The following is an 18,733-nucleotide window of genomic DNA, read 5'->3' on the forward strand; positions in this document are numbered from 1 at the left end:
CACGATCCCCTTCGGGAGGGTGCTCACGGGTCGACGGCCCGTCTGACGGCGCCGCTGCCGAGGAGCCAGCCCACCGCCGCGGTCGCCGCGGCGGCGCGGCGACTGCGCGGCGACCCCGTCACCTGCTGCAACCGGGACTCGCCGGTGAGCGCGTCGGCAGCGGTCCGCGAGGAACGCAACGGAACGGTGGAAGCGCCGCTGCCGTGCACGATCAGGGTCGGTGCGGTGATCGCACCCAGTACCCCGCGCGGCTGGAGCCAGAAGACCTCGTTGAGCATCGCCCGGCCCAGCAGCAGACCGGGGGAGTACCGCACCCGGCCGTCCGCGACCAGCTCCCGCCCCGTCACCTCGTCGAGATAGCCGTCGTGCCACGCGGTGGAGCCGTCCACGAAGTGCTCCTTGTAGTCGATCAGCGGATCGCACAGCACCAGCCGGCCCACCTCGTCGCCGCGGCGCGCCGCATACCCCGCGGCCACCCCGCCGGTGAGGCCCGCCGCGACCAGGTCGACCTGCTCGGCCCCGGTCCGCTCCCGCAACAGACGGCTCCCCGCGCTGATCACATTGAGCAGCCCGGACAGACTCAGCTCGGCCTGCCGGCCCTCGCTCACCCCGTGGCCTGGCAGGTCGAAGCGGAGACCCGTCACCCCGCCGCGCGCCAGCGCGTGCGCCACGGTGGTGTACAGACCGCCCTGTTCCCGGGTGGCCCCCTCGGCGTGCAGGAACAGGGCCGCCCGGGCCCCCTCCCCACCCGCCGCGGGATCCGCGGGGGTCAAGGTGCCCGAGAGCCACAAGCCGTCATGGGTGCGCAGATGGGTGCGCGACCCGCTCGATCCGATCCGGGGTGGTTCCACCCGCACGGTGGGATCCTCCATCACTCACACACTCCGTTCGGCTCGGGAACCGGGACGGACAGCCTGCCCCCGGGCGGGGGCGGACGATTCGTCGCACGGGGGATTCCGCTGGCTCGCACGGTGTGGGACGCCACGGCGTGCAGGTACGGGCGCACCCGGCACCCGCAAACCGTCAAGCCCCACCGACGCGTGGGGATGTGGGTCCCACCCCCACCCCCGCACGATGGGCGGCGTGGGTTCCACGCCCTGGCCGTCGCCCCTGCACGGCGCCCGCCACCGGCGGTTCCGCAGCCGCGAGGGCCCACGGTCGGCCCTTCGGCACCCCACCGGCCCGCGGCCGGGCAGATGCGCCACCCCGATCCGTCCCCTCCCCTTCTCCCCATCCGATCTCGTCCCCCTCCGAAGGAGTCCGGTGCGCAGGAACGGCCCCACCGCCACGGGCACGGCCCGTCCGTCCCCGTCCCCCACGTCCCCCCGTGATCCGCTGCTCCCCGCCCCCGCGCCCCCGGCGGCGGGGCCCAAACGGATCACCGTGCTCGGCGCCGGCATAGCCGGACTGGTGGCCGCCCACGAACTCGAACGGCTCGGCCACCGCGTCCAGGTGCTGGAAGCCCGGTTGCGTCCCGGCGGCCGGGTCCGTACGCACGGCTTCGCCGGCCGCGGCCACGGCCCGCTCGTCGAACTCGGCGCGATGCGCATCCCCGCCGCCCACCGCCTCACCATGCAGTGGATCGACCGGTTGGGACTGAGCGACCGGGTGCGACAGTTCCGGCCCCTCTTCTCGGACGACGCCAGCTACCTGGAGACCACCGCGGGGCACGTCCGGGTCCGGGACGCCTCGCCGGCGCTCGTGGAGGAGTTCCGCCGGAGCCTGCCACCGGGCCACCGCTACCGACCCGAAACCGTGCTGTGCGCCGCCTGGCTCGCCGCGAGCGTCGACGCCGTCGCCCCCGGCACCTTCGGGCGGGCCCTGCTCTCCGGACTCCACGGGGAACTGCTCGACCTGCTCGCGGACATCGACGTCCGCCCGTACCTCGTGGACGGCCCCGTCCAGCGCGTCGACCTGAACCGATTCTTCGCCCACCACCAGGGGTTCGCGGCGAACGGCAGGTTCCGCTACTTCTTCAACGACGTGGTCACCGAGACCTCGTCGGCGTTGTTCCGACTCGACGGGGGCATGGACCAGATACCCGGGCGGCTGGCCCGGCGGCTGCGCGGCCCGGTGCGCTGGGGACAGCGGGTCCTCGGACTGCACGTACGGCCGGACGGGGTCCTGGTCGACGTCCGACACGGCCTCGCGGTCCGCCGGTTGCTCTGTGACCACGTCCTGTGCACCCTGCCGTTCTCGGTGCTGCGCCGGATGCCGCTCACGGGCGTCGCCCCGGAGAAGACCGCGGTGGTCAACGACATGCAGTACTGGCCCGCCACCAAGATCGCACTCCACTGTCGGGAGGCCTTCTGGGAGCACGACGGCATCAGCGGCGGCGGCTCCTTCACCGGCGGACTCACCCGCCAGACCTACTACCCGCCCGTGGAGAGCGACCCCAGGCTCGGTGCGGCGCTGCTCGCCAGCTACACCATCGGCCCGGACGCGGAGGCCCTGAGCGAGGTGCCCCGGGAGAAGCGCGTCGGCACCGTCCTCGGCGAACTCAGCGCCGTGCACCCCGAACTCGGTGCGCCCGGCATGGTCCTCGGCTCCGAGAGCCAGGTGTGGGGCGAGGACCCGTTGAGCCGGGGCGCCGCCTCGGTGCGCTGGAGCAAGGACCCCGTCACCGCGGAGGAGGAACGCGCCCTGGCCGCCGTGTCCCAGGGCGCCCTGTTCTTCGCCGGGGAACACTGTTCGTCGACGCCCGCGTGGATCGAGGGCGCCCTCGCGTCGGGGCTGGCCGCCGCCGAGGAGATCCATGCGCACGCCGCGCCCCGCCGGGCGTCGACCGCCGGGCCCCGGGCGGACGCCGGTGGCGCCCGGTGACGCCGGAGGGCCACCGCACCTGCCACCCAGGAGGTCTGATGAACGCTCCCCAGCCCGCCGCGTCGCACACCGACGTGTTGATCGTCGGTGGCGGACCGACCGGCCTCGCCACGGCCTTGGAACTGCGCTCGCGCGGAGTCGACTTCGTGCTCGTCGAAGCGGGTGACGGCACCGTCGCCCACCCCAAGGTCAGCAGCATCGGCCCGCGCTCCATGGAGTTCTTCCGCCGCTGGGGCGTGGCCGACCGCCTCCGCCACTCGGGCTGGCCCGGCGACCACAGCCTCGACGCCGTGTGGGTGACCCGCATCGGGGGCCACGAACTGTTCCGGCTGCCCCGCCGCACCATGGACACCCGCCCCCCGTTCCGGCACACCCCGGAGCCCGACGCCATCTGCCCCCAGCACTGGCTGGGGCCGCTGCTGCGCGCGGAACTCGGGGAACGGCCCGACGGCCCGGTCCGCATGCGCACCCGCATGGACCGCTTCGAGACGACCGACGACGGAGTGCGCGCCACACTGACCGAGGCGGACACCGGACGGACCACCACGCTGTACGCCCGCTACCTCATCGCCTGCGACGGCACCGGTTCCCCGGTCCGCAAGAGCTGCGGCATCCACGCCCCGGCCCGGCACCGCACCCAGGTCTTCCGGAACATCCTCTTCCGGGCGCCGCGGCTGCGCGCCGAACTCGGTGACCGCAACGCCAACTTCTACTACCTGTTGATGTCCTCCGCCCTGCGGTTCCCGCTGCGCGCCCTCGACGGCGCCGGCCTGTACCGCTTGACGGTCGGCCTCCAGGGCCACCCCGACTCGACCGTCGACGCGGACGTCCTGGTCCGCCGGGCCATCGCCCACGACACCCCCGTCGAGGTGCTGTCGGACAACACCTGGCACCTCGTGCACCGGGTCGCGGACACCTTCCGGGCCGGACGGGTGTTCCTCGTGGGGGACTCCGCGCACACCCTCTCGCCGTCCGGCGGCTTCGGCATGAACACCGGCATCTGCGGCGCGGCCGACCTGGGGTGGAAGCTCGCCGCCGCGCTCGACGGCTGGGCCGGACCCGCCCTGCTGGACAGCTACACCACCGAGCGGAGGCCCGTCGCCCTGGAAGGGCTGGAGGAAGCCAACCTCAACCTCCTGCGGGCGATGGGGCGGCAGATCCCCGACGCGCTGAACGACGACACCCCCGAAGGCGAACGGTTTCGTCAGCTGATCAGCGCGGCCCTGGCCCGCGGGGGAGTGGGTCGGGAGTTCGACGCCCCGGAGATCCACCTGGGGTTCAGCTACGAGGGCTCCCCCCTCGTCGTCCCGGACCCCACCGCGCCCGTGGAGGCGCAACCCGACCGGCGGCCCAACACCCGCCCCGGCTCCCGCGCCCCGCACGTGTGGCTGACACCCGGCAGATCGACCCTGGACCTGTTCGGCGAGGGCTTCGTCCTGCTGGCCTTCGCCCCGTCCGAACGCACCGACGGCTTCGCCCGCGCCTTCGCGACCCGGGGCGTGCCGCTCACCGTCCACCGCTGCGCGGTGCCCGAAGTCGCCGCCGCCTACGAACGGCCGTTCGTCCTGGTGCGCCCGGACGGCCACGTGGCGTGGCGCGGCCGGGCCCTGCCCGCCGACCCCGCCGCCGTGGCCGCCCGGGTGACCGGCGCACACCCCCGACCCGACGCACCCGAGGAACCGTCATGACCCAGGCACCGGCCCGGTCCGCGCTGCCCCCCTTCAGCCTGACCGGATGGCCCACCGAACGGCTCGCCGACCCGTACCCCGTCTACCGGCGCTACCGCGAGGAGGCCCCCGTCCACCGGGCCGCACCGGCCCCCGGCCCGCCCGACGCCCCCGCCACCTTCTACGTCCTGGGCCACGACGAGGTCGCCGCCGTCCTCAGCGGCACCGCGTACGGCCGCAGCGCCCGGCGCGCCGCCACCGCCACCACCCGCCCCCCGGAGCTGGTCCCCGAGGACCGTCCGACGCTGCGCGCCATGGTCCAGAACTGGCTGGTCTTCCTCGACCCGCCCCGCCACACGGAACTGCGCTCCGTCCTCAACCGGGAGTTCTCCCCCGGGGTGGTCACCCGGCTACGGGGGCGCATCCGGACGATCGCCGCCGACCTGCTCGCCGACCTCGGCCGCGAGGCCCGCCGGGACGGCAGCACCGACCTCGTCCGGGCGTTCGCCGCGCCCTTCCCGATCCTGGTCATCTCGGAACTGCTCGGCGTCCCGCCCGAGGACTGGCCCTGGCTCCGGGACCAGGCCGTGGCGGTCCAGCAGGCGAGCAGCAGTCGGGTGGGGCAGTGCCCGGCCGCCCACCAGATCGCCGACCGGGCCGCCCGGCAGCTCACCGACTACTTCCTGGACCTCGCCGCCCGCCGCCGCGCGGCCCCGGGACCGGACCTCGTGTCCCTCCTCGTCTCGGCGCAGACGCGGGGCGCACCGCTGAACGACACGGAGACCGTCGCGACCTGCGTACACCTGATGACCGCGGGCCACGAGACCACCACCAACACCCTCGCCAAGGCCGTCCTCACGCTGGGCGCCCGGCCCGCGGCCTGGGCCGCCCTCCGGGAACGGCCCCTGGTCCCGCTGCCGGCCGTCGACGAACTGATCCGGTTCGACCCGCCGGTGCAGACGGTGACCCGCTGGGCCTACCAGGAGGCGACCCTGGGCGGTCTGGACGTCCCGCGCGGCAGCCGGCTCGTCGCCGTGCTCGGGGCAGCCAACCGCGATCCGGCCCGCTTCCCCGAGCCGGACGCGCTGCTCCTGGACCGTCGGGGCCGCAACCTGGGCTTCGGGCTCGGCATCCACTACTGCCTGGGCGCCAACCTGGCCCGCACCGAGATCGAGATCGGGCTCGGGCTACTGCTGTCGGCCCTCGACGACCTCGGCGGACTCCGGGGCCCCGACGGCTCCGGCGCGCTCACCGTGACGGACGTCGCGTACCCCGACGACCTCGTCTTCCACGGTCCGTCACGGCTCCGGCTGCGCCTGGGCTGAGGGCGCGGACGCGCGCACCAACACCTCGTCCAGGTACCCGGCGAGCCGCCCGACCGGGTCGCCGTCCGGCAGGTCGACCACGGCGCCCACGTGTCCGTCCGGCCGGACCAGGACCAGCCGGGCGCCCTTCACCTGGTAGGCGTGGTGGGCCGCCGTCTCCCCGGGCGGCACCGCGTGCACGGCCACCATCCCCGGATAGCGGTCGTCCAGTGCCTCCGCCAACTCCGCTGCGTTCACCGCGGGGACCGGGCCGTCACCACCGCGGTCGAAGCACAGCAGGTGGTAGCCGCCCCCGTGGGTCAGCTCCAGTACGCCCCGGCCCCCGCCCCCCTCCCCCTGTGCACCGCCGCGGCCGGCCGGGGCGTACGGTGCGCGGTCCCCGGGGCGCAGCCGCCCGGTCGCCGAGGCGTCGCGGGACACCGCCCGGCTGCCCCGGTAGGTGATCCACAGCTGCGAGAAGATGTGGAAGAACAGCCGCCGCACCGGTGCCAGCCTGCTGACCGCGCCGATCACCCGGGTGACCACCCGGGTCCGCATCCACACCGCGAGCGCGTTGTTCCCGGTCTCCGCCCGGAACCCGAGGTCCGTGCGCTTGAGGACCGCCCGCGCGACCGGGCGCCGTTCCGCGTCGTAGGTGTCCAGCAGCCACGCCGGGGCGTGCCCGTGCGTCACCTGGGCCAGCTTCCACGCCAGGTTGACCGCGTCGCCGATCCCCAGGTTCAACCCCTGACCGCCCGCCGGGTTGTGGATGTGCGCGGCGTCCCCGACGAGGAAGCAGTTCCCCGACCGGAACCGGGACGCGATCCGGCTGTGGAACCGGAACATCGACGCCCACACGATGTCCTGGAGCCCGGCGTCCACCCGGAAGTAGTCGGCGAACCAACGGTGCAACACCTCGGGCTCCAGCGGCGCGTACGCCTCGTGCGAGGCCTGCGAGGCATCCCCGCCCCGGTGGATCCACGGCGGCACCACCCCGAACAGCCGGCACCGGCCGCTGGCGAGCGGGAGGATGCCGACGAAGCCGCCCCGCGTCAGGTTCAGCCGCATCCCCTGCACCCCGAGGTCCACGTCGAGGGTGACGTCCGCGAGCATGCCGCTCTGCGGGTACGTCCGCCCCCCGAAGTCCAGCGCCAACAACCGTCGTACGGTGCTGCTGGCCCCGTCCGCGCCGATCAGCCACCGTGCCGTCACCGTCCCCGGGGCACCGCCGTGCCGCACCCCCACCCGCACGCCCCGGCCGGTGTCCGCCAGGTCCTCCACCCCGGTGTCCCACTCCACGGCCACCCCGTGTTCGGCCAGTGCGTCCACCAGCAGCTGCTGGGTCTCGAACTGCTCCAGGGCCAGGGCGTACGGGAACCGTGTCCAGGCCGCCGTGCCCTCACCAGCGAGCGGCATCCGCCCGACGTGCCGGCCCCGCTCGTGGATCGCCACCTGGGTGATCGCCAACCCCCGGGCCACCGCCTGCTCCGCCACCCCGAGCCGGTCCAGCAACTCCAGGGTGCGGGCGTGCACGATCGCCGCCCGCGCCTCCTCGACGGGGCCCGACCCCCGGTCGACGATCCGTACCCGTACGCCGTGCTGCGCCAATGCCAGGGCGGCGGTCAGCCCGCTCGGTCCCGCCCCGGCGACCAGGACGTCGCAGTCGTGTGCATCGTGCATGTGACCCCTCAGCGTGGAAGTCGCCCCCGGGCCCGGCTCCGGACCCGCTCGCCCGAGTCTGACCGTAGGGTGCACCCGTCCGCATCGCGCGCCGCACGACCCGGCGGACGGTTCTCGTCGCCGGCGGACCACCGGGGGCGTCCCCGCGGAGGGGACCACGCGGGGCGCGGGGGCGCGCCACCCTACGCGAGTGCGCGGTATCCGACGTGCCCCCGCCCCCGCCCGCTTCCGGCCCCGGTGCCCGGCCGGATAGGTTCTGGCCCTCCCACGACGGCCCACGTGCCCCGAATCCGTCCGGGAAATCCCCCCGAGCCGCCCCGAATCCACCGAGACCGGGGTCGATCACCCCGACGAGGACGTGCCGATGAGTGACGAGGAGTCCCGCGTGCACAACCGCCCCGAGCCGTTCTTCGACGACCTCGCGGACCTGTACGAACGGTTCACCCGGGTCCGCGACGCGGCCACCAGTCCGGTCCGCTCCTGGCTGGTGAGCCGCCTCCCGCCGGGCTCCCGGGCCGTCGACATCGGCTGCGGCAGCGGGAACAACTGCGTCCTGCTCGCCGAACGCTACGACCACGTGGTCGGCGTCGACATCTCCCGCCGGATGCTCGACATCGCCGCCACCAAACCCTCCCGCGTCCCGGTCCGCTACCAGCACCGCAGTGCCCTGGACCTGACCCCCGCCGTCGACGGCCGCTTCGACCTGGTGCTCTCCGTCAACGCCGTGTTCCACCTCGGCCCGGCCCCCGAGGTGCTGCCCCGGCTACGGGACCTGGTCGCCCCCGGCGGGCGCCTGGTGGTCATCGACATCACCCAACCGGACGACGAGGAGGTCGCGCGCCCCGCCCAACAGAGCGCGTACGCCTTCGACACCGCCCGCACCCTGTACGAGGTGTCGGGGGACGCGGACGCCGCCGCCGACTCGCTGCGGATGATGCTGCACCCCCGTTGGCTGGAGATGAGCGCCGCCCACATGCCGCTCACCTACGCCGAGTTCGCGCACGCCTACCGCGCCCACCTGCCCGGCGTCACCCTCACCAAGGACCTGATCCCCACCATGAGCGCCGCCGTGTGGGACGCCCCGTGACCCCCGCCGCCGCCCCGCACGCACCCCGGGAGCCGCGGTGAACGGACCGACGATCCGGCGCACCACCGTCTGCGTCGTCGGCGGCGGCCCCGCGGGCGCGATGCTCGGACTGCTGCTGGCCCGCTCGGGCGTGGCGGTGGTGGCCCTGGAGAAGCACGACGACTTCCACCGCGACTTCCGCGGCGACACGGTGCACCCCGCCACCCTCCAGGTCCTCGACGAACTCGGCCTCGTCGACCGGTTCCACGCGCTGCCCCACCAGAAGGTCACGACCATCGGCGTGGTCCAGGAGGGCCGCCGCATCGACATCGCCGACTTCTCCCGGCTGCGCATCGCCTACCCGTACATGGCCTTCGTCCCGCAGTGGGACTTCCTCGACCTGATCACCGCCGAGGCCGCCCGTCATCCGACGTACCGGCTGTCGATGGGCACCGAGGCCGTCGGAGTGCTGCGCACCGCCGACGGCCGGGTCAGCGGCGTCCGCGCCCGGGGACCCGACGGCGAGACGGAGGTCCACTGCTCCCTGGTCGTCGCGGCCGACGGCCGGCACTCCGCGCTGCGCGCGGCCGTCGGCGCCCGGCCGCGTCTGATCGGCCGCTCCCTCGACGTCGCCTTCTTCCGGATCTCCCGGCGGTCCACCGACCCCGACGAGGGCATCTGCGTACGCGTCGGCAACGGCAAGATCTTCGGTGCCACCGACCGCGGCAGCTACTGGCAGATGTCGTACGAGACCGTCCGCGGCGGCTTCGCCCGGGTGCGCCGCGAGGGGCTGGACGCCTTCCGCGCCGACCTCGCCGCCCTGGTGCCGTTCCTCGCCGACCGGGTGCACGAACTGCGCTCCCTGGACGAACTGAGCATCCTGGAGGCCCGGATCGACCGGTTGGACCGGTGGCACCGACCGGGCCTGCTGTTCATCGGGGACGCCGCGCACGCCATGTCCCCGGTCGCCGGCTTCGGCGTGAACCTCGCCGTGCAGGACGCCGTCGCCGCAGCCAACGCCCTCACCGCACCGTTGCTCCGCACCCAGCGCACGGGCGTCCCCTTCGACGACACGCGGCTCGCCGCGGTCCGCCGCCGCAGGCTGCTCGCCACCGTACTGTCGCAGGGGCTGCAACGGGGCACCCAACGCTTCGGCATCGACACCACGGTGAAGGAGGCACGACAGCCGCCCGCCCCCCGGCTGTTCGAGCGGTTCGGGCCCGCGCAACTGCTGATGAGCCGGGTCATCGGGGTCGGGTTCCGCCCTGAACACGTCCGTACGCCGCCCGCCCCCGACCAGGAGAAGGACGCGTCATGACACCACACGCCACGACCGGGGGCGAGGAACCCGGGGAGCCAGGGGAGCCCGCCCCCGGCGCCTCCGACGCCAGCACCGGACCGGTGGGGAGCGGGGCCGCCGACCGGATGATGTCCATGATCACCGGATACTGGCGGACCCAGATCGTCCGGACCGTCGCGGAACTGTCGATCCCCGACCACCTCGCCGACGGACCGTTGACCGCCCGCGCCCTCGCCGAGCGGATCGACGCCGACCCGGACGGCGTCGCCCGACTGCTGCGGGCCTGCGCGTCCCTCGGGCTCGTCCAGGTCGACGCACACCGCCGGTTCCACCGCACGCCCCTGCTCGACACCCTGCGCACCGGATCGCCGCACTCCCTGCGCACGATCGCCCTGGTCCACGGTTCGCCCGGCCACTGGCTGCCCTGGGGACACTTCCCGCAGGCCGTGCGGTCCGGAACCCCGCAGACCTCGGCGGCACTGGGCAGGGACATCTGGGCGCACTTCCTCGCCCACCCCCGGGAAGGGGAGCGCTTCGCCTCCTCGATGACGGAGCTGACGGCCCGCCTGGCCGAGGAGGTCGCCTCCCTGCTCGACACCACCGGAGCGCGGGTGGCGGTGGACGTCGGGGGAGCGAACGGCGTCCTGGTGCACGCCCTGCTGCGCGCCGACGCACGCCTGCGCGGCATCGTGGTCGACCTGCCCGCCGTGGCGGCGACCGCACTCGCGGCGGCCCAGCAGGCGGGGCTGAGCGACCGGGTCACCGTGCTCGGCGGCTCCTTCTTCGACCCGTTGCCCCGGGGCGACCTCTTCCTGCTCAAGGCGGTGCTGCACAACTGGGACGACGACGCGTGCGTGGCCGTGCTGCGCAACTGCCGCACCGCACTGAACCCGGGCGGCCGGGTGGTCGTGGTCGAGATGCCCCTGGGCCCGCCCGGAGAGCCGGGCTTCGCCCCGCTGCTCGACCTCGACATGCTGGCGGTCCTCCCGGGCCGCGAGCGCGAACTGACCCACTACGACACCCTGTTCGAGGCGGCGGGGCTACGCCGCGTGCGGGTCACCCCCACCCGCTCCCCGCAGAGCCTCATCGAAGCGGTGGCCGGATGAGCCGCCCGGGCCCGGGGCTCATCCGGCCAGCCCGCCGTCAGGGACCGCCGAAGGGGTGGCCCGCCCCCGGGGCGCCGGGTGCACAGACGATCCGGGTGAGGTCCACCCGGGACTGGATCGCCAGCTTCCGGTAGATCTGCCGCAGGTGGAAGCTGACCGTGTGCGGTGAGATGAACAGCTCCCCGGCCACCTGACGGTTCGTCAAACCCCGGGCCACCAGGTGCGCCACCTTCTCCTCCGCACCCGTCAGGCTGTCCCAACCGGTCTGCGGACGGGCCACCAGGTTCCAGTGCCGGCGCCGTACCCCCAGCCTGCGCAACCTCCGGCGGACCCGCGCCGAATCACGTTTGGCGCCCAATGCGTCGTAGCCGGCCATCGCCGTGTTGAACGCACCGATCGCGCCCTCCCGGTCTCCCGCACCCAACAGCACCCCCAGGTCCTCGGTCACCGACGCGACGGCCCACGGGTCGGTGTAGTCGTCGGCCGCCCGGGCCAGCAGCGCACCGTCCCCGTCGAGCAGGGCCCGCCCGTGCGCCGCCGCCGCGCTCACCGTGGGGTGGTCCGGTGCCGTGGCGGCGATGTGCTCGGCGCTGTCCGCCATCCGGGCGGCGAACTCCCGGTCGCCCGCGGCCAGCGCCGTGCGCACGCACCACGCGGTGGCCGACGGGTCCTCCAGTACCAACTGCCGCCGCAGCCCCGCGTCCTGCCGGGCGGCCCGCAACACCTCCAGCGCCTGTTCGGCCCCCCTCCGCGCGGCCGTCACCTGGGCTGTGATGAGGCACCGCATGGCCCACCACGGGCGCAGCGGCCCGTCCGGCGTGCCCGTCGTCTCCCACTGGGCCTGGCGCTCCAGCGCCTCCGCCAGGTCGCCACGGCGCAGCGCCACCGCCACCAGCACGGCCCGCAGATGCGGTTCGCACAACGGCATCCGGGCCTCGGCGGAGGCGGTGAGCCCCGCGGTCGCCAGGGTCTCCGCCTCGCAGAGGTCGCCGCACGCGAAGCGCGTCCACGCGCGCAGTGCGTACGGCAACGGTTCCAACACCCCGTTCGACTCGGTGTCGATGGTGCGCTGGATCGCCTCGACCGTCGCCGCGGCCCGGTCGAGGCGGCGCAGCTTGATGAGGACCCACGCCTTGTTCCACAGCGCGTTGCCCTGCCAGATGCCGGCGGTGGACCCGCCGGGCGGTGCGTCCGGGCCCAACAGGGCGAGCGCCTCGTCCAGCCGGCCCTCGGCCCACAGGGCCGTGGCCCGGATGGTGCGGGCCGCCGACCGTTCGTCGTCGTGGTGGGTCGCCTCGTCCCCCAGCACCTCGTCGGCCGCCACCAACGCGGCCCGTTCGTCGAGGTGGGAGAGCATGGTGAGCCTCAGCAGCAGCGGGGACGGGCCGTCCTGTCGATGCCGGGCGACGGTGGCGCCGGCGGGTCCCGTGGCGTGCTGGAGGACCTGCGGCACGGCGGCGGCGTCCCCGCGCAGCAGCAACGCCGTCGCCAACCAGGCGCGCAACGGCCAGGTCGACGGGGAACGGTCGACGGGGTCGTCCGGCGGGCGGGCCCCGTCCGGGGCACCCGCGTGGTCGGGGCGTGCGTGCCGGTGCACGGTCAGGACCCGCTCGGCGATCTCCACGGCACGGTGCAGACTGCCGGACCGCACCAGGGCGGCGGTCGCGGTGGTGGCCAGGTCGAGGTACGCCGGTTGCGCGGGCCGGGTGATGTCGAGCCCGCGCAGCGCCAGCGCGGCGGCGGCCTGCGGCGAGACCGGGAGCAGCCGGTCCGCGGCGGTCCGGATGGTGGTGATGGCCTGGGCGTCGTCCGCGTGCGCACAGTGCACCAGGTGCACCGCTGCCGCCGTGCCGTCCCCGAGTTGACCGAGGATCATGTTGGCCGCCTGCCGGTGCAGCAGGGAACGCATCAGCTGGGGCACGGTGCCCAGCACCGCGTACCAGATCGGCTCGCGGTGGAAGGAGAACTCCTCGGCGCCACTGGTGAGCAGCCCCGCGGCCAGCGACTCCTGGAGGGGGCCGAGGAGCTGGACGGGACGTTCGTCGGCCATCTCCGCCAGATCGCGCGGGATGAACGAGGGACCGAGCACCGCCGCCACCTGGAGGAGCCGCTGGGTGCCCGGCGCCAGACGGTCCAACCGGTCGCGCATCAACCGCAGGAAGGCCGCGGGCAGATGGGCGCCCGGGTCGGCGGCGACGGCCGAGGTGAACCCGGACACGAGGGGTTCGGCCGCCAGCGAGACGGTGTCCCCGACGATCCGCAGGCACTGTTCCTCCACCAGCCCCCGCACCAGTTCCACGATCGCCTGCGGGCTGCCCCCGAGGCTCTCGCCGAGGGCCCGCACGTCGTCACTGGGGCGGGCGCCCAGCAGGTCGCCCATCAGCTCGGCGACCGCCTGGTCGTCGAGCGGTTCCAGCGGGGGGAGCCACTGGGCGCGGTGCGTGGTCAGATTGCGCAGGAGGAGCCCGTTCGCGGAACGTGCGTCCTCGGTGCGCATCGTGAGCAGCCACCGCACGGGCACGGTCAGGAGCTTGAGGGCCAGTCCGCACAGGGTGCGCAGTTGCACCGGGTCCGCCCACTGGGCGTCGTCGACGACGACCAGCACCGGGCCGCGCCGCAGCCCCGCGTCGATCTGCGCCTGGATCTGCACCGGTCCGGTCGGTCGGACCGGCCGGGGGATCCTGGTCGCCGAGGAGCGTCCGGTGGCCGAGGAGGTCTCGTCGCCCCGCCAGGCGCCGGTGGTGGAACAGTCGAGCACGGTGTAGCCCAGCGCCTCGGCGAGGGTGCCGGACTCCTGGAGCAGCCGGGTCTTGCCGCTCCCGGCGGGCGACTCCAGCAGGGTGATGCCGCCCTGACGGCCCTCGGAGGTCGTGAGGAGACCGGCACGTATTTGCTCCAGGTGGCCGTCGCGCCCGCGGAGCGGACGGACGACTATCCGGGAGAACTGCGGGGCCGGGTCGTCCGGTTTTTCGAGGGTCTTCGCAATCATGGTCTCTCCTGCACAGGGGGATGAGGGTCCCGCGTGCCACCGGCCCGCTGCCGGGCACCGCCGCGGCAGGGGCCGGTCGGCCCGGGGTTCCCCGCGCCCGGCGGCCGGGTCGGGCGTCGCCCGGGGGGTGCCGGGTCCGTCGTCCGTCGGAACTCCCGGGTCGCTCCCCGGAGCCGTGGCACACGGGTCCGGACCGCCGAGGGGGTTGCGTGACCGCCGAGGTGCGGCGCGCGGTGGCTGCCGCCGGTGAAGACGATTCCGGCGGCGCGTGGTGCGGACGCTTTCCTTCGACGGATGGTGTCGGCCATTTCCACTGGGCCTCCGTGCCGCGCGGTGCGATAACCGGCGGCCGTCATGAAATGAAGTACCGGTGGGGTGAATGCCTCGGACCGGATTCGATACCGGAAAAGAGTCGAGGGCAGCCGGGGCATTCTTCGCTGTCTGGTGAAGCAACCTCAGCATACGCACGGGTCAAGGTCGTCGGGAAGGGTGACCGCCGTCGGCTCGGGTCGTCGCTCCACGCAATGCGGGCGTGATCCTCCGAACTGAATGGCGGATACCGCGGTGCGGAATTTCGGATGCTGGGGGAGCGTCTCCCCGCCTGCCCGGGAGATATGTCGCACCTGGCCGCTTACTTGCTCTTTGAGTGTTTTGATGTCTGCCGGGTCTGAAGTAACTGGCGTTTTCCCTGTGTCTGTTGTGGTGACGTGGAGCCATGCTTTGGCCTCCAGTGCGGGTACGCGTTGGTCACTCCGGCCCTTCCGGCTGCTCCCTTCCTCGCTCGGGGGGAGCGCGGGAGCCGCCTCCCGGCCTCCGTGACGGGGCTCCTTCGCATCCCTGTCGTCTCCCTGTCGTCGGGTCATCCGGGCCCGGCCGTACGGGAGTCGGGCCCGCCCGTCCACCGTGCCGAACCTCCGTACCGCCTGCGACATCCCGTGGTTCGCGGCCGTCCTCCCGGGGGCGTGCGCTGGTCGTATCCGCGGAAGAGGCGGCGCGCAGAGCGTTGTCCGTGATGTAGCGAGCGCCGCTGTATGGCCCGAGCGCCCTGCCGGCATGCCTCCGGCCGAAGGCGGCTCGACATCGACACGCCGTCCGAATCGTCCCCCTGCCCCGGAGCGTGTTCCGCATGCGTCCCGTTGGGCCCCTGGTGCCCCGTTCTTCTCGGGAACGGCTGGTGGTGTTCGCCGATGCCCTCGCTGTTCGATCGACGGGGCGCGCGCCGGTGCGGGTCCGGCAGTTCATCGCCCCCTTGGTGCACCAACAATCCGTCCGGGTAATCCCGCGCCCCCTGGCGCGCCCCTGTCGAGTCTGCCCGAGTGAAAAGCCCCGGTGCCCCCGGACGGGGTCGTGCACTCTTGTCGCCCTCGCCTTCCGGCGATCGGCACCCCGTCCATTCGGTGGGCCCGCCGCGGGGCATTCCGAAGAACATCATCGAGCATCCGGACGGCAAACAGAGGTGCCCCAGCCGTTCAACGGGAAATCGTGTGTCCGCGGGGGTACGGAACGCCGGCGCCGGTCGCCGGGGAATCCGGTGCGGCCTTGCGGCGACTGGAAATTCACCCACTGCCGAAAAAGAGGGTGGTGTGCCGTCGGATACCGGAAGACCGCGACCGGGCGCCCGTGCCACCGGTGGAGAGCGCTCGGCGTATTTCCTGAAGCCGTGTCATGAATTCACGCGGATCACGGAAATGCGCCCCGGTCCGGATGGCGCGCCGGTTCCGCTCCCCGCGGCCCGTCCTCGTTCCGCCCTGCCTACCCCTGCCCTGCCCGCCCCGAACCCGCTCCGTGCCGCCCGCCCCGGAGTCCCGGCCGCCGGGCCCGACGGGAGATCCTGTCGCAACCGGTGACACGACGGGACACGGCTCGTATATTGCGGCGCGGCAGCGAAGTTACCCGCGAGTTCAGGAGGATGGATGTCGCCCCTGCCCCGCCGCGCACGCCATCGGCTGTTCGCCCTCGCCACCACCACGGCCTGCGCCGCGGTCCTCCTCGGTGCCCCGCCGCCCGTCGCCACCGCGGCGGGGAACGGTGCGGCGGACCCCTACCTCATCGGCCGGGGCATCGCGGACGTGACCGGCGAAGCCGCCGAAACCGGGATGATGGGCTACTCCAGCTTCGACCAGAAGACCTCGGGCATCCACGGGCGGCTGCGCTCCCGCGCGTTCGTGGTGCAGGACCGGACCAGCGGGCGTCGGGTCGTCTACGTCAGTGCGGACCTCGGCATGATCTTCCAGGCCGTCCGCCAAGGAGTGCTCGCCCGACTCGCCGAGCGGTACGGGGACCTGTACGGAGAACCGAACGTCCTGTTGTCCGCCACGCACACCCACTCCGGGCCGGGCGGCCACTCGCACCACCTCGCGTACAACCTGTCCGTCCTGGGGTTCCAACAGGGCACCTACCGTGCGGTCGTCGACGGCATCGTCGAGTCCGTGGTGAAGGCCCACCAGGACCTCGCCCCCGGAACGATGAGCCTGGGCACCGGCACCCTGACCGATGCCAGCGTCAACCGTTCCCGCAGCGCCTTCGACCGCAACCCCGCCTCGGACCGCGCGGCCTTCCCCGGTGCGATCGACCCCGCCATGACCGTGCTGCGGCTGCGTCGCGACGGCGAGGACGTGGGCGCCATCAGCTGGTTCGCGACCCACAACACCTCGATCACCAACAAGAACACACTGATCAGCCCGGACAACAAGGGCTACGCCTCGTACGCCTGGGAGCACGACCACCAGGGCGTGCGCTACCTCGACGACACCCCGGGCTTCGTCGCCGCGTTCCCCAACACCAATGCCGGGGACCTGTCGCCCAACCTCCACCTCAAGCCCGGTTCCGGACCCACCGAAGACGAGTTCGAGAACGCCCGGATCATCGGCGAGCGGCAACTCGTCAAGGCCCGCGAGGTCCACGCGACGGCGACCCCCGTCACCGGCACCGTCGACGCCCGCATCACCCACGTCGACATGGAGCACGTCACCGTCGCCGGGGCGTACACGCCCGACGGCACCGTGCAGCGCACCTGCCCTGCCGTGGTGGGCGCCTCGACCCTCGCGGGCAGCGTGGAGGACGGCCCCGCCCTCCCCGGTTTCACCGAAGGCACACGCAGCCCCGTCGCCTCGATCGTCGACGCCCTGCGCATCGACACCCCGAACTGGCTCAAGACCTGCCAGTACCCCAAGGCGAGCCTCGTCCCCACCGGCCTGCTGAACCACGTCCACCCGGTCACCCCGCGGGTCCTCCCGCTCCAGATCATGCGGATCGGGCCCCTCCACCTCGTCGCCGCCCCCGGCGAGTTCACCATCACCGCCGGGCTGAGAGTGCGCCGCACCGTCGCCCGCGAACTGGGCGTACCCCTCGAACACGTGCTGCTCCAGGGGTACGCCAATGCCTACGCCCAGTACGCGACGACCCCCGAGGAGTACGACGCCCAGCAGTACGAGGGCGGCTCCACGCTGTACGGCCGCCACACCCTGCCCGCCTACCAACAGGAGTTCGCGAAGGTCGCCGCGTCGCTGCGGGCCGGCACGCCCCTCCACCCCGGCGCGGCGGTGCCCGACGAGTCACGGCGGCAGATCAACCTCCAGACCGGGGTGGTCTACGACAACCCGCCGCCCGGCTCGTCCTTCGGGTCCGTCCTCACCCCGCCCGCCGCCCACTACCGGCGCGGCGACACGGCCACGGTCGGGTTCGCCACCGGCCACCCCAAGAACAACCTGCGCCGCGGGGGCACCTTCCTGGAGGTCCAGCGACGTGTCGACGGCCGCTGGACCCGGGTCCTCGACGACGGCGACTGGGCCACCCGCTACCGCTGGACCCGGCTGAACGGGCTCACCGGCACCTCCAAGGCCACGCTCACCTGGACCATCGCCCCGGACACCCCCACGGGTACGTACCGTTTCGTCCACCACGGCGACAGCAAGAACCTCCTCGGCCGGATCACCCCGTTCACCGGCGTCTCGCCCGCCTTCGAGGTCCGCTGACCCGAGCCGACCCGACGGGTACCCACCGCGCCCCGGGCCCGTGTCCCGGCCCCCGGCGGACTCCGGGGGCCGGGACTACCCTGGGAGGAGGACCCGTCGCGGTCCGGCGTGCGCGGGTCCCGCAGGAGAGAGGAGCCCGCCATGAACGCCACGAACGCCACGAACGCCAGGGTCGACCGCTCCGCGATCGAAGCGGACATCAAGGAGACCCTGGGGCTCGTCCCGCACTTCTTCACCCGGATCCCCACCGAACTCCTCGCGCCCGAATGGGAGATCTTCAAGCGCATCGAGCTGGGGGAGACCCTGATTCCGAACAAGTACAAGGAACTGATCGGCGTCGGGCTGCACGCCGAGACGAAGTGCCACTACTGCACCTTGTTCCACACCGAAGCGGCGAAGCTGTTCGGGGCCACCGACGAGGAGATCCAGGAAGCCGTCCACTACGCCAAGGCCAGCCTGGGATGGAGCGCGTACATCAACGGCATGCAGGAGGACTACGACCGGTTCGCCGCCGAACTCGCCCAGATCGGCGACCACGTACGGTCCCGGGTCGCCTGATGCGACTGGAACGCCTCCGTCCCACCGTCCTGCGGGCCACCCTCCACGTCCACGAACTGGCCGCGCTGACCACCGCGGCCCGTTACGTCACCGAGAGTGAACCGCCGGGCGTACCCGCCGAGGCCCTGGAGGAGCTGCGCGCCCTGCTCACGGACTACGACGCCCAGGTGCGGAGCCTCGCCCCCGCCCCGCACCCGGACGGTCAGCCGCCCCGAGCCACCGGCTGACCGCCCTCGCGCCGGACCGCCCCCGCGCCGGACCGGATG

Annotated in this window: 13 protein-coding genes; 10 read left to right on the top strand and 3 right to left on the bottom strand. The window is 73.5% G+C overall.

Annotated features, from left to right (window positions below; translation table 11 throughout):
• Nucleotides 1-23: 23 nt before the first annotated feature.
• Entirely contained in the window at nt 24-872 is an 849-nt protein-coding gene (locus tag ACFWIA_RS14900) for an alpha/beta hydrolase (protein ID WP_387004227.1), read from the bottom strand.
• A gap of 391 nt (nt 873-1,263) precedes the next feature.
• Here ACFWIA_RS14900 and ACFWIA_RS14905 point away from each other — a divergent pair, with 391 nt between their 5' ends.
• The 3 genes from ACFWIA_RS14905 to ACFWIA_RS14915 are packed head-to-tail and all read left to right on the top strand — an operon-like array spanning nt 1,264 to nt 5,815.
• A complete protein-coding gene (locus ACFWIA_RS14905; RefSeq protein ID WP_387004228.1) occupies nt 1,264-2,823 on the top strand; it encodes a flavin monoamine oxidase family protein in 1,560 nt (519 codons plus the stop codon).
• Between the two features lie 38 nt (nt 2,824-2,861).
• Nucleotides 2,862-4,511: an FAD-dependent monooxygenase gene (locus ACFWIA_RS14910; RefSeq protein ID WP_387004231.1), complete on the top strand. Its 1,650-nt coding sequence runs from the start codon at nt 2,862-2,864 to the stop codon at nt 4,509-4,511.
• Nucleotides 4,508-5,815, top strand: a complete 1,308-nt coding sequence (locus ACFWIA_RS14915; RefSeq protein WP_387004234.1) for a cytochrome P450 — start codon at nt 4,508-4,510, stop codon at nt 5,813-5,815. The genes ACFWIA_RS14910 and ACFWIA_RS14915 overlap by 4 nt, the downstream gene beginning before the upstream one ends.
• Here the strand turns inward: ACFWIA_RS14915 and ACFWIA_RS14920 are convergent.
• A complete protein-coding gene (locus ACFWIA_RS14920) occupies nt 5,789-7,474 on the bottom strand; it encodes an FAD-dependent monooxygenase (RefSeq protein ID WP_387004237.1) in 1,686 nt (561 codons plus the stop codon). The genes ACFWIA_RS14915 and ACFWIA_RS14920 overlap by 27 nt on opposite strands.
• A gap of 364 nt (nt 7,475-7,838) precedes the next feature.
• On the opposite strand from ACFWIA_RS14920, the gene ACFWIA_RS14925 reads away from it, so the two are divergent.
• Genes ACFWIA_RS14925 through ACFWIA_RS14935 form a run of 3 tightly spaced genes read left to right on the top strand, consistent with a single transcriptional unit; the run spans nt 7,839 to nt 10,946 of the window.
• On the top strand, nt 7,839-8,561 hold the full coding sequence (locus ACFWIA_RS14925) for a class I SAM-dependent methyltransferase (protein WP_387004240.1): 723 nt from the start codon (nt 7,839-7,841) through the stop codon (nt 8,559-8,561).
• Nucleotides 8,562-8,598: 37 nt separating this feature from the next.
• Nucleotides 8,599-9,858 (top strand): FAD-dependent oxidoreductase, encoded by a 1,260-nt coding sequence (locus tag ACFWIA_RS14930; protein ID WP_387004243.1) that lies wholly within the window; start codon nt 8,599-8,601, stop codon nt 9,856-9,858.
• Nucleotides 9,855-10,946 carry a methyltransferase gene (locus ACFWIA_RS14935; RefSeq protein ID WP_387004246.1) on the top strand — a complete coding sequence of 364 codons (1,092 nt, stop codon included), beginning with the start codon at nt 9,855-9,857 and terminating at the stop codon, nt 10,944-10,946. The genes ACFWIA_RS14930 and ACFWIA_RS14935 overlap by 4 nt, the downstream gene beginning before the upstream one ends.
• A gap of 37 nt (nt 10,947-10,983) precedes the next feature.
• Here the strand turns inward: ACFWIA_RS14935 and ACFWIA_RS14940 are convergent, their stop codons facing one another.
• Nucleotides 10,984-13,935 (bottom strand): LuxR C-terminal-related transcriptional regulator, encoded by a 2,952-nt coding sequence (locus tag ACFWIA_RS14940; protein WP_387004249.1) that lies wholly within the window; start codon nt 13,933-13,935, stop codon nt 10,984-10,986.
• Nucleotides 13,936-14,144: 209 nt separating this feature from the next.
• Between ACFWIA_RS14940 and ACFWIA_RS14945 the strand changes: the two genes are divergently transcribed.
• The 4 genes from ACFWIA_RS14945 to ACFWIA_RS14960 all read left to right on the top strand — a co-directional run bounded on the left by ACFWIA_RS14945 (nt 14,145) and on the right by ACFWIA_RS14960 (nt 18,694).
• The gene (locus tag ACFWIA_RS14945; protein WP_387004252.1) at nt 14,145-14,471 is read left to right on the top strand and encodes a hypothetical protein; all 327 of its coding nucleotides are present in this window, start codon (nt 14,145-14,147) and stop codon (nt 14,469-14,471) included.
• Between the two features lie 1,377 nt (nt 14,472-15,848).
• Nucleotides 15,849-17,909 carry a neutral/alkaline ceramidase gene (locus ACFWIA_RS14950; protein ID WP_387004255.1) on the top strand — a complete coding sequence of 687 codons (2,061 nt, stop codon included), beginning with the start codon at nt 15,849-15,851 and terminating at the stop codon, nt 17,907-17,909.
• Between the two features lie 141 nt (nt 17,910-18,050).
• The gene (locus ACFWIA_RS14955; protein WP_387004256.1) at nt 18,051-18,467 is read left to right on the top strand and encodes a carboxymuconolactone decarboxylase family protein; all 417 of its coding nucleotides are present in this window, start codon (nt 18,051-18,053) and stop codon (nt 18,465-18,467) included.
• Complete coding sequence (locus tag ACFWIA_RS14960; RefSeq protein ID WP_387004259.1) at nt 18,467-18,694, top strand: hypothetical protein; 228 nt, start codon at nt 18,467-18,469, stop codon at nt 18,692-18,694. Before ACFWIA_RS14955 ends, ACFWIA_RS14960 begins: the two co-directional genes overlap by 1 nt.
• Nucleotides 18,695-18,733: the final 39 nt, after the last annotated feature.

The organism is Streptomyces sp. NPDC127068, from assembly GCF_042724695.1.
In the GTDB taxonomy this organism is placed as follows: domain Bacteria; phylum Actinomycetota; class Actinomycetes; order Streptomycetales; family Streptomycetaceae; genus Streptomyces.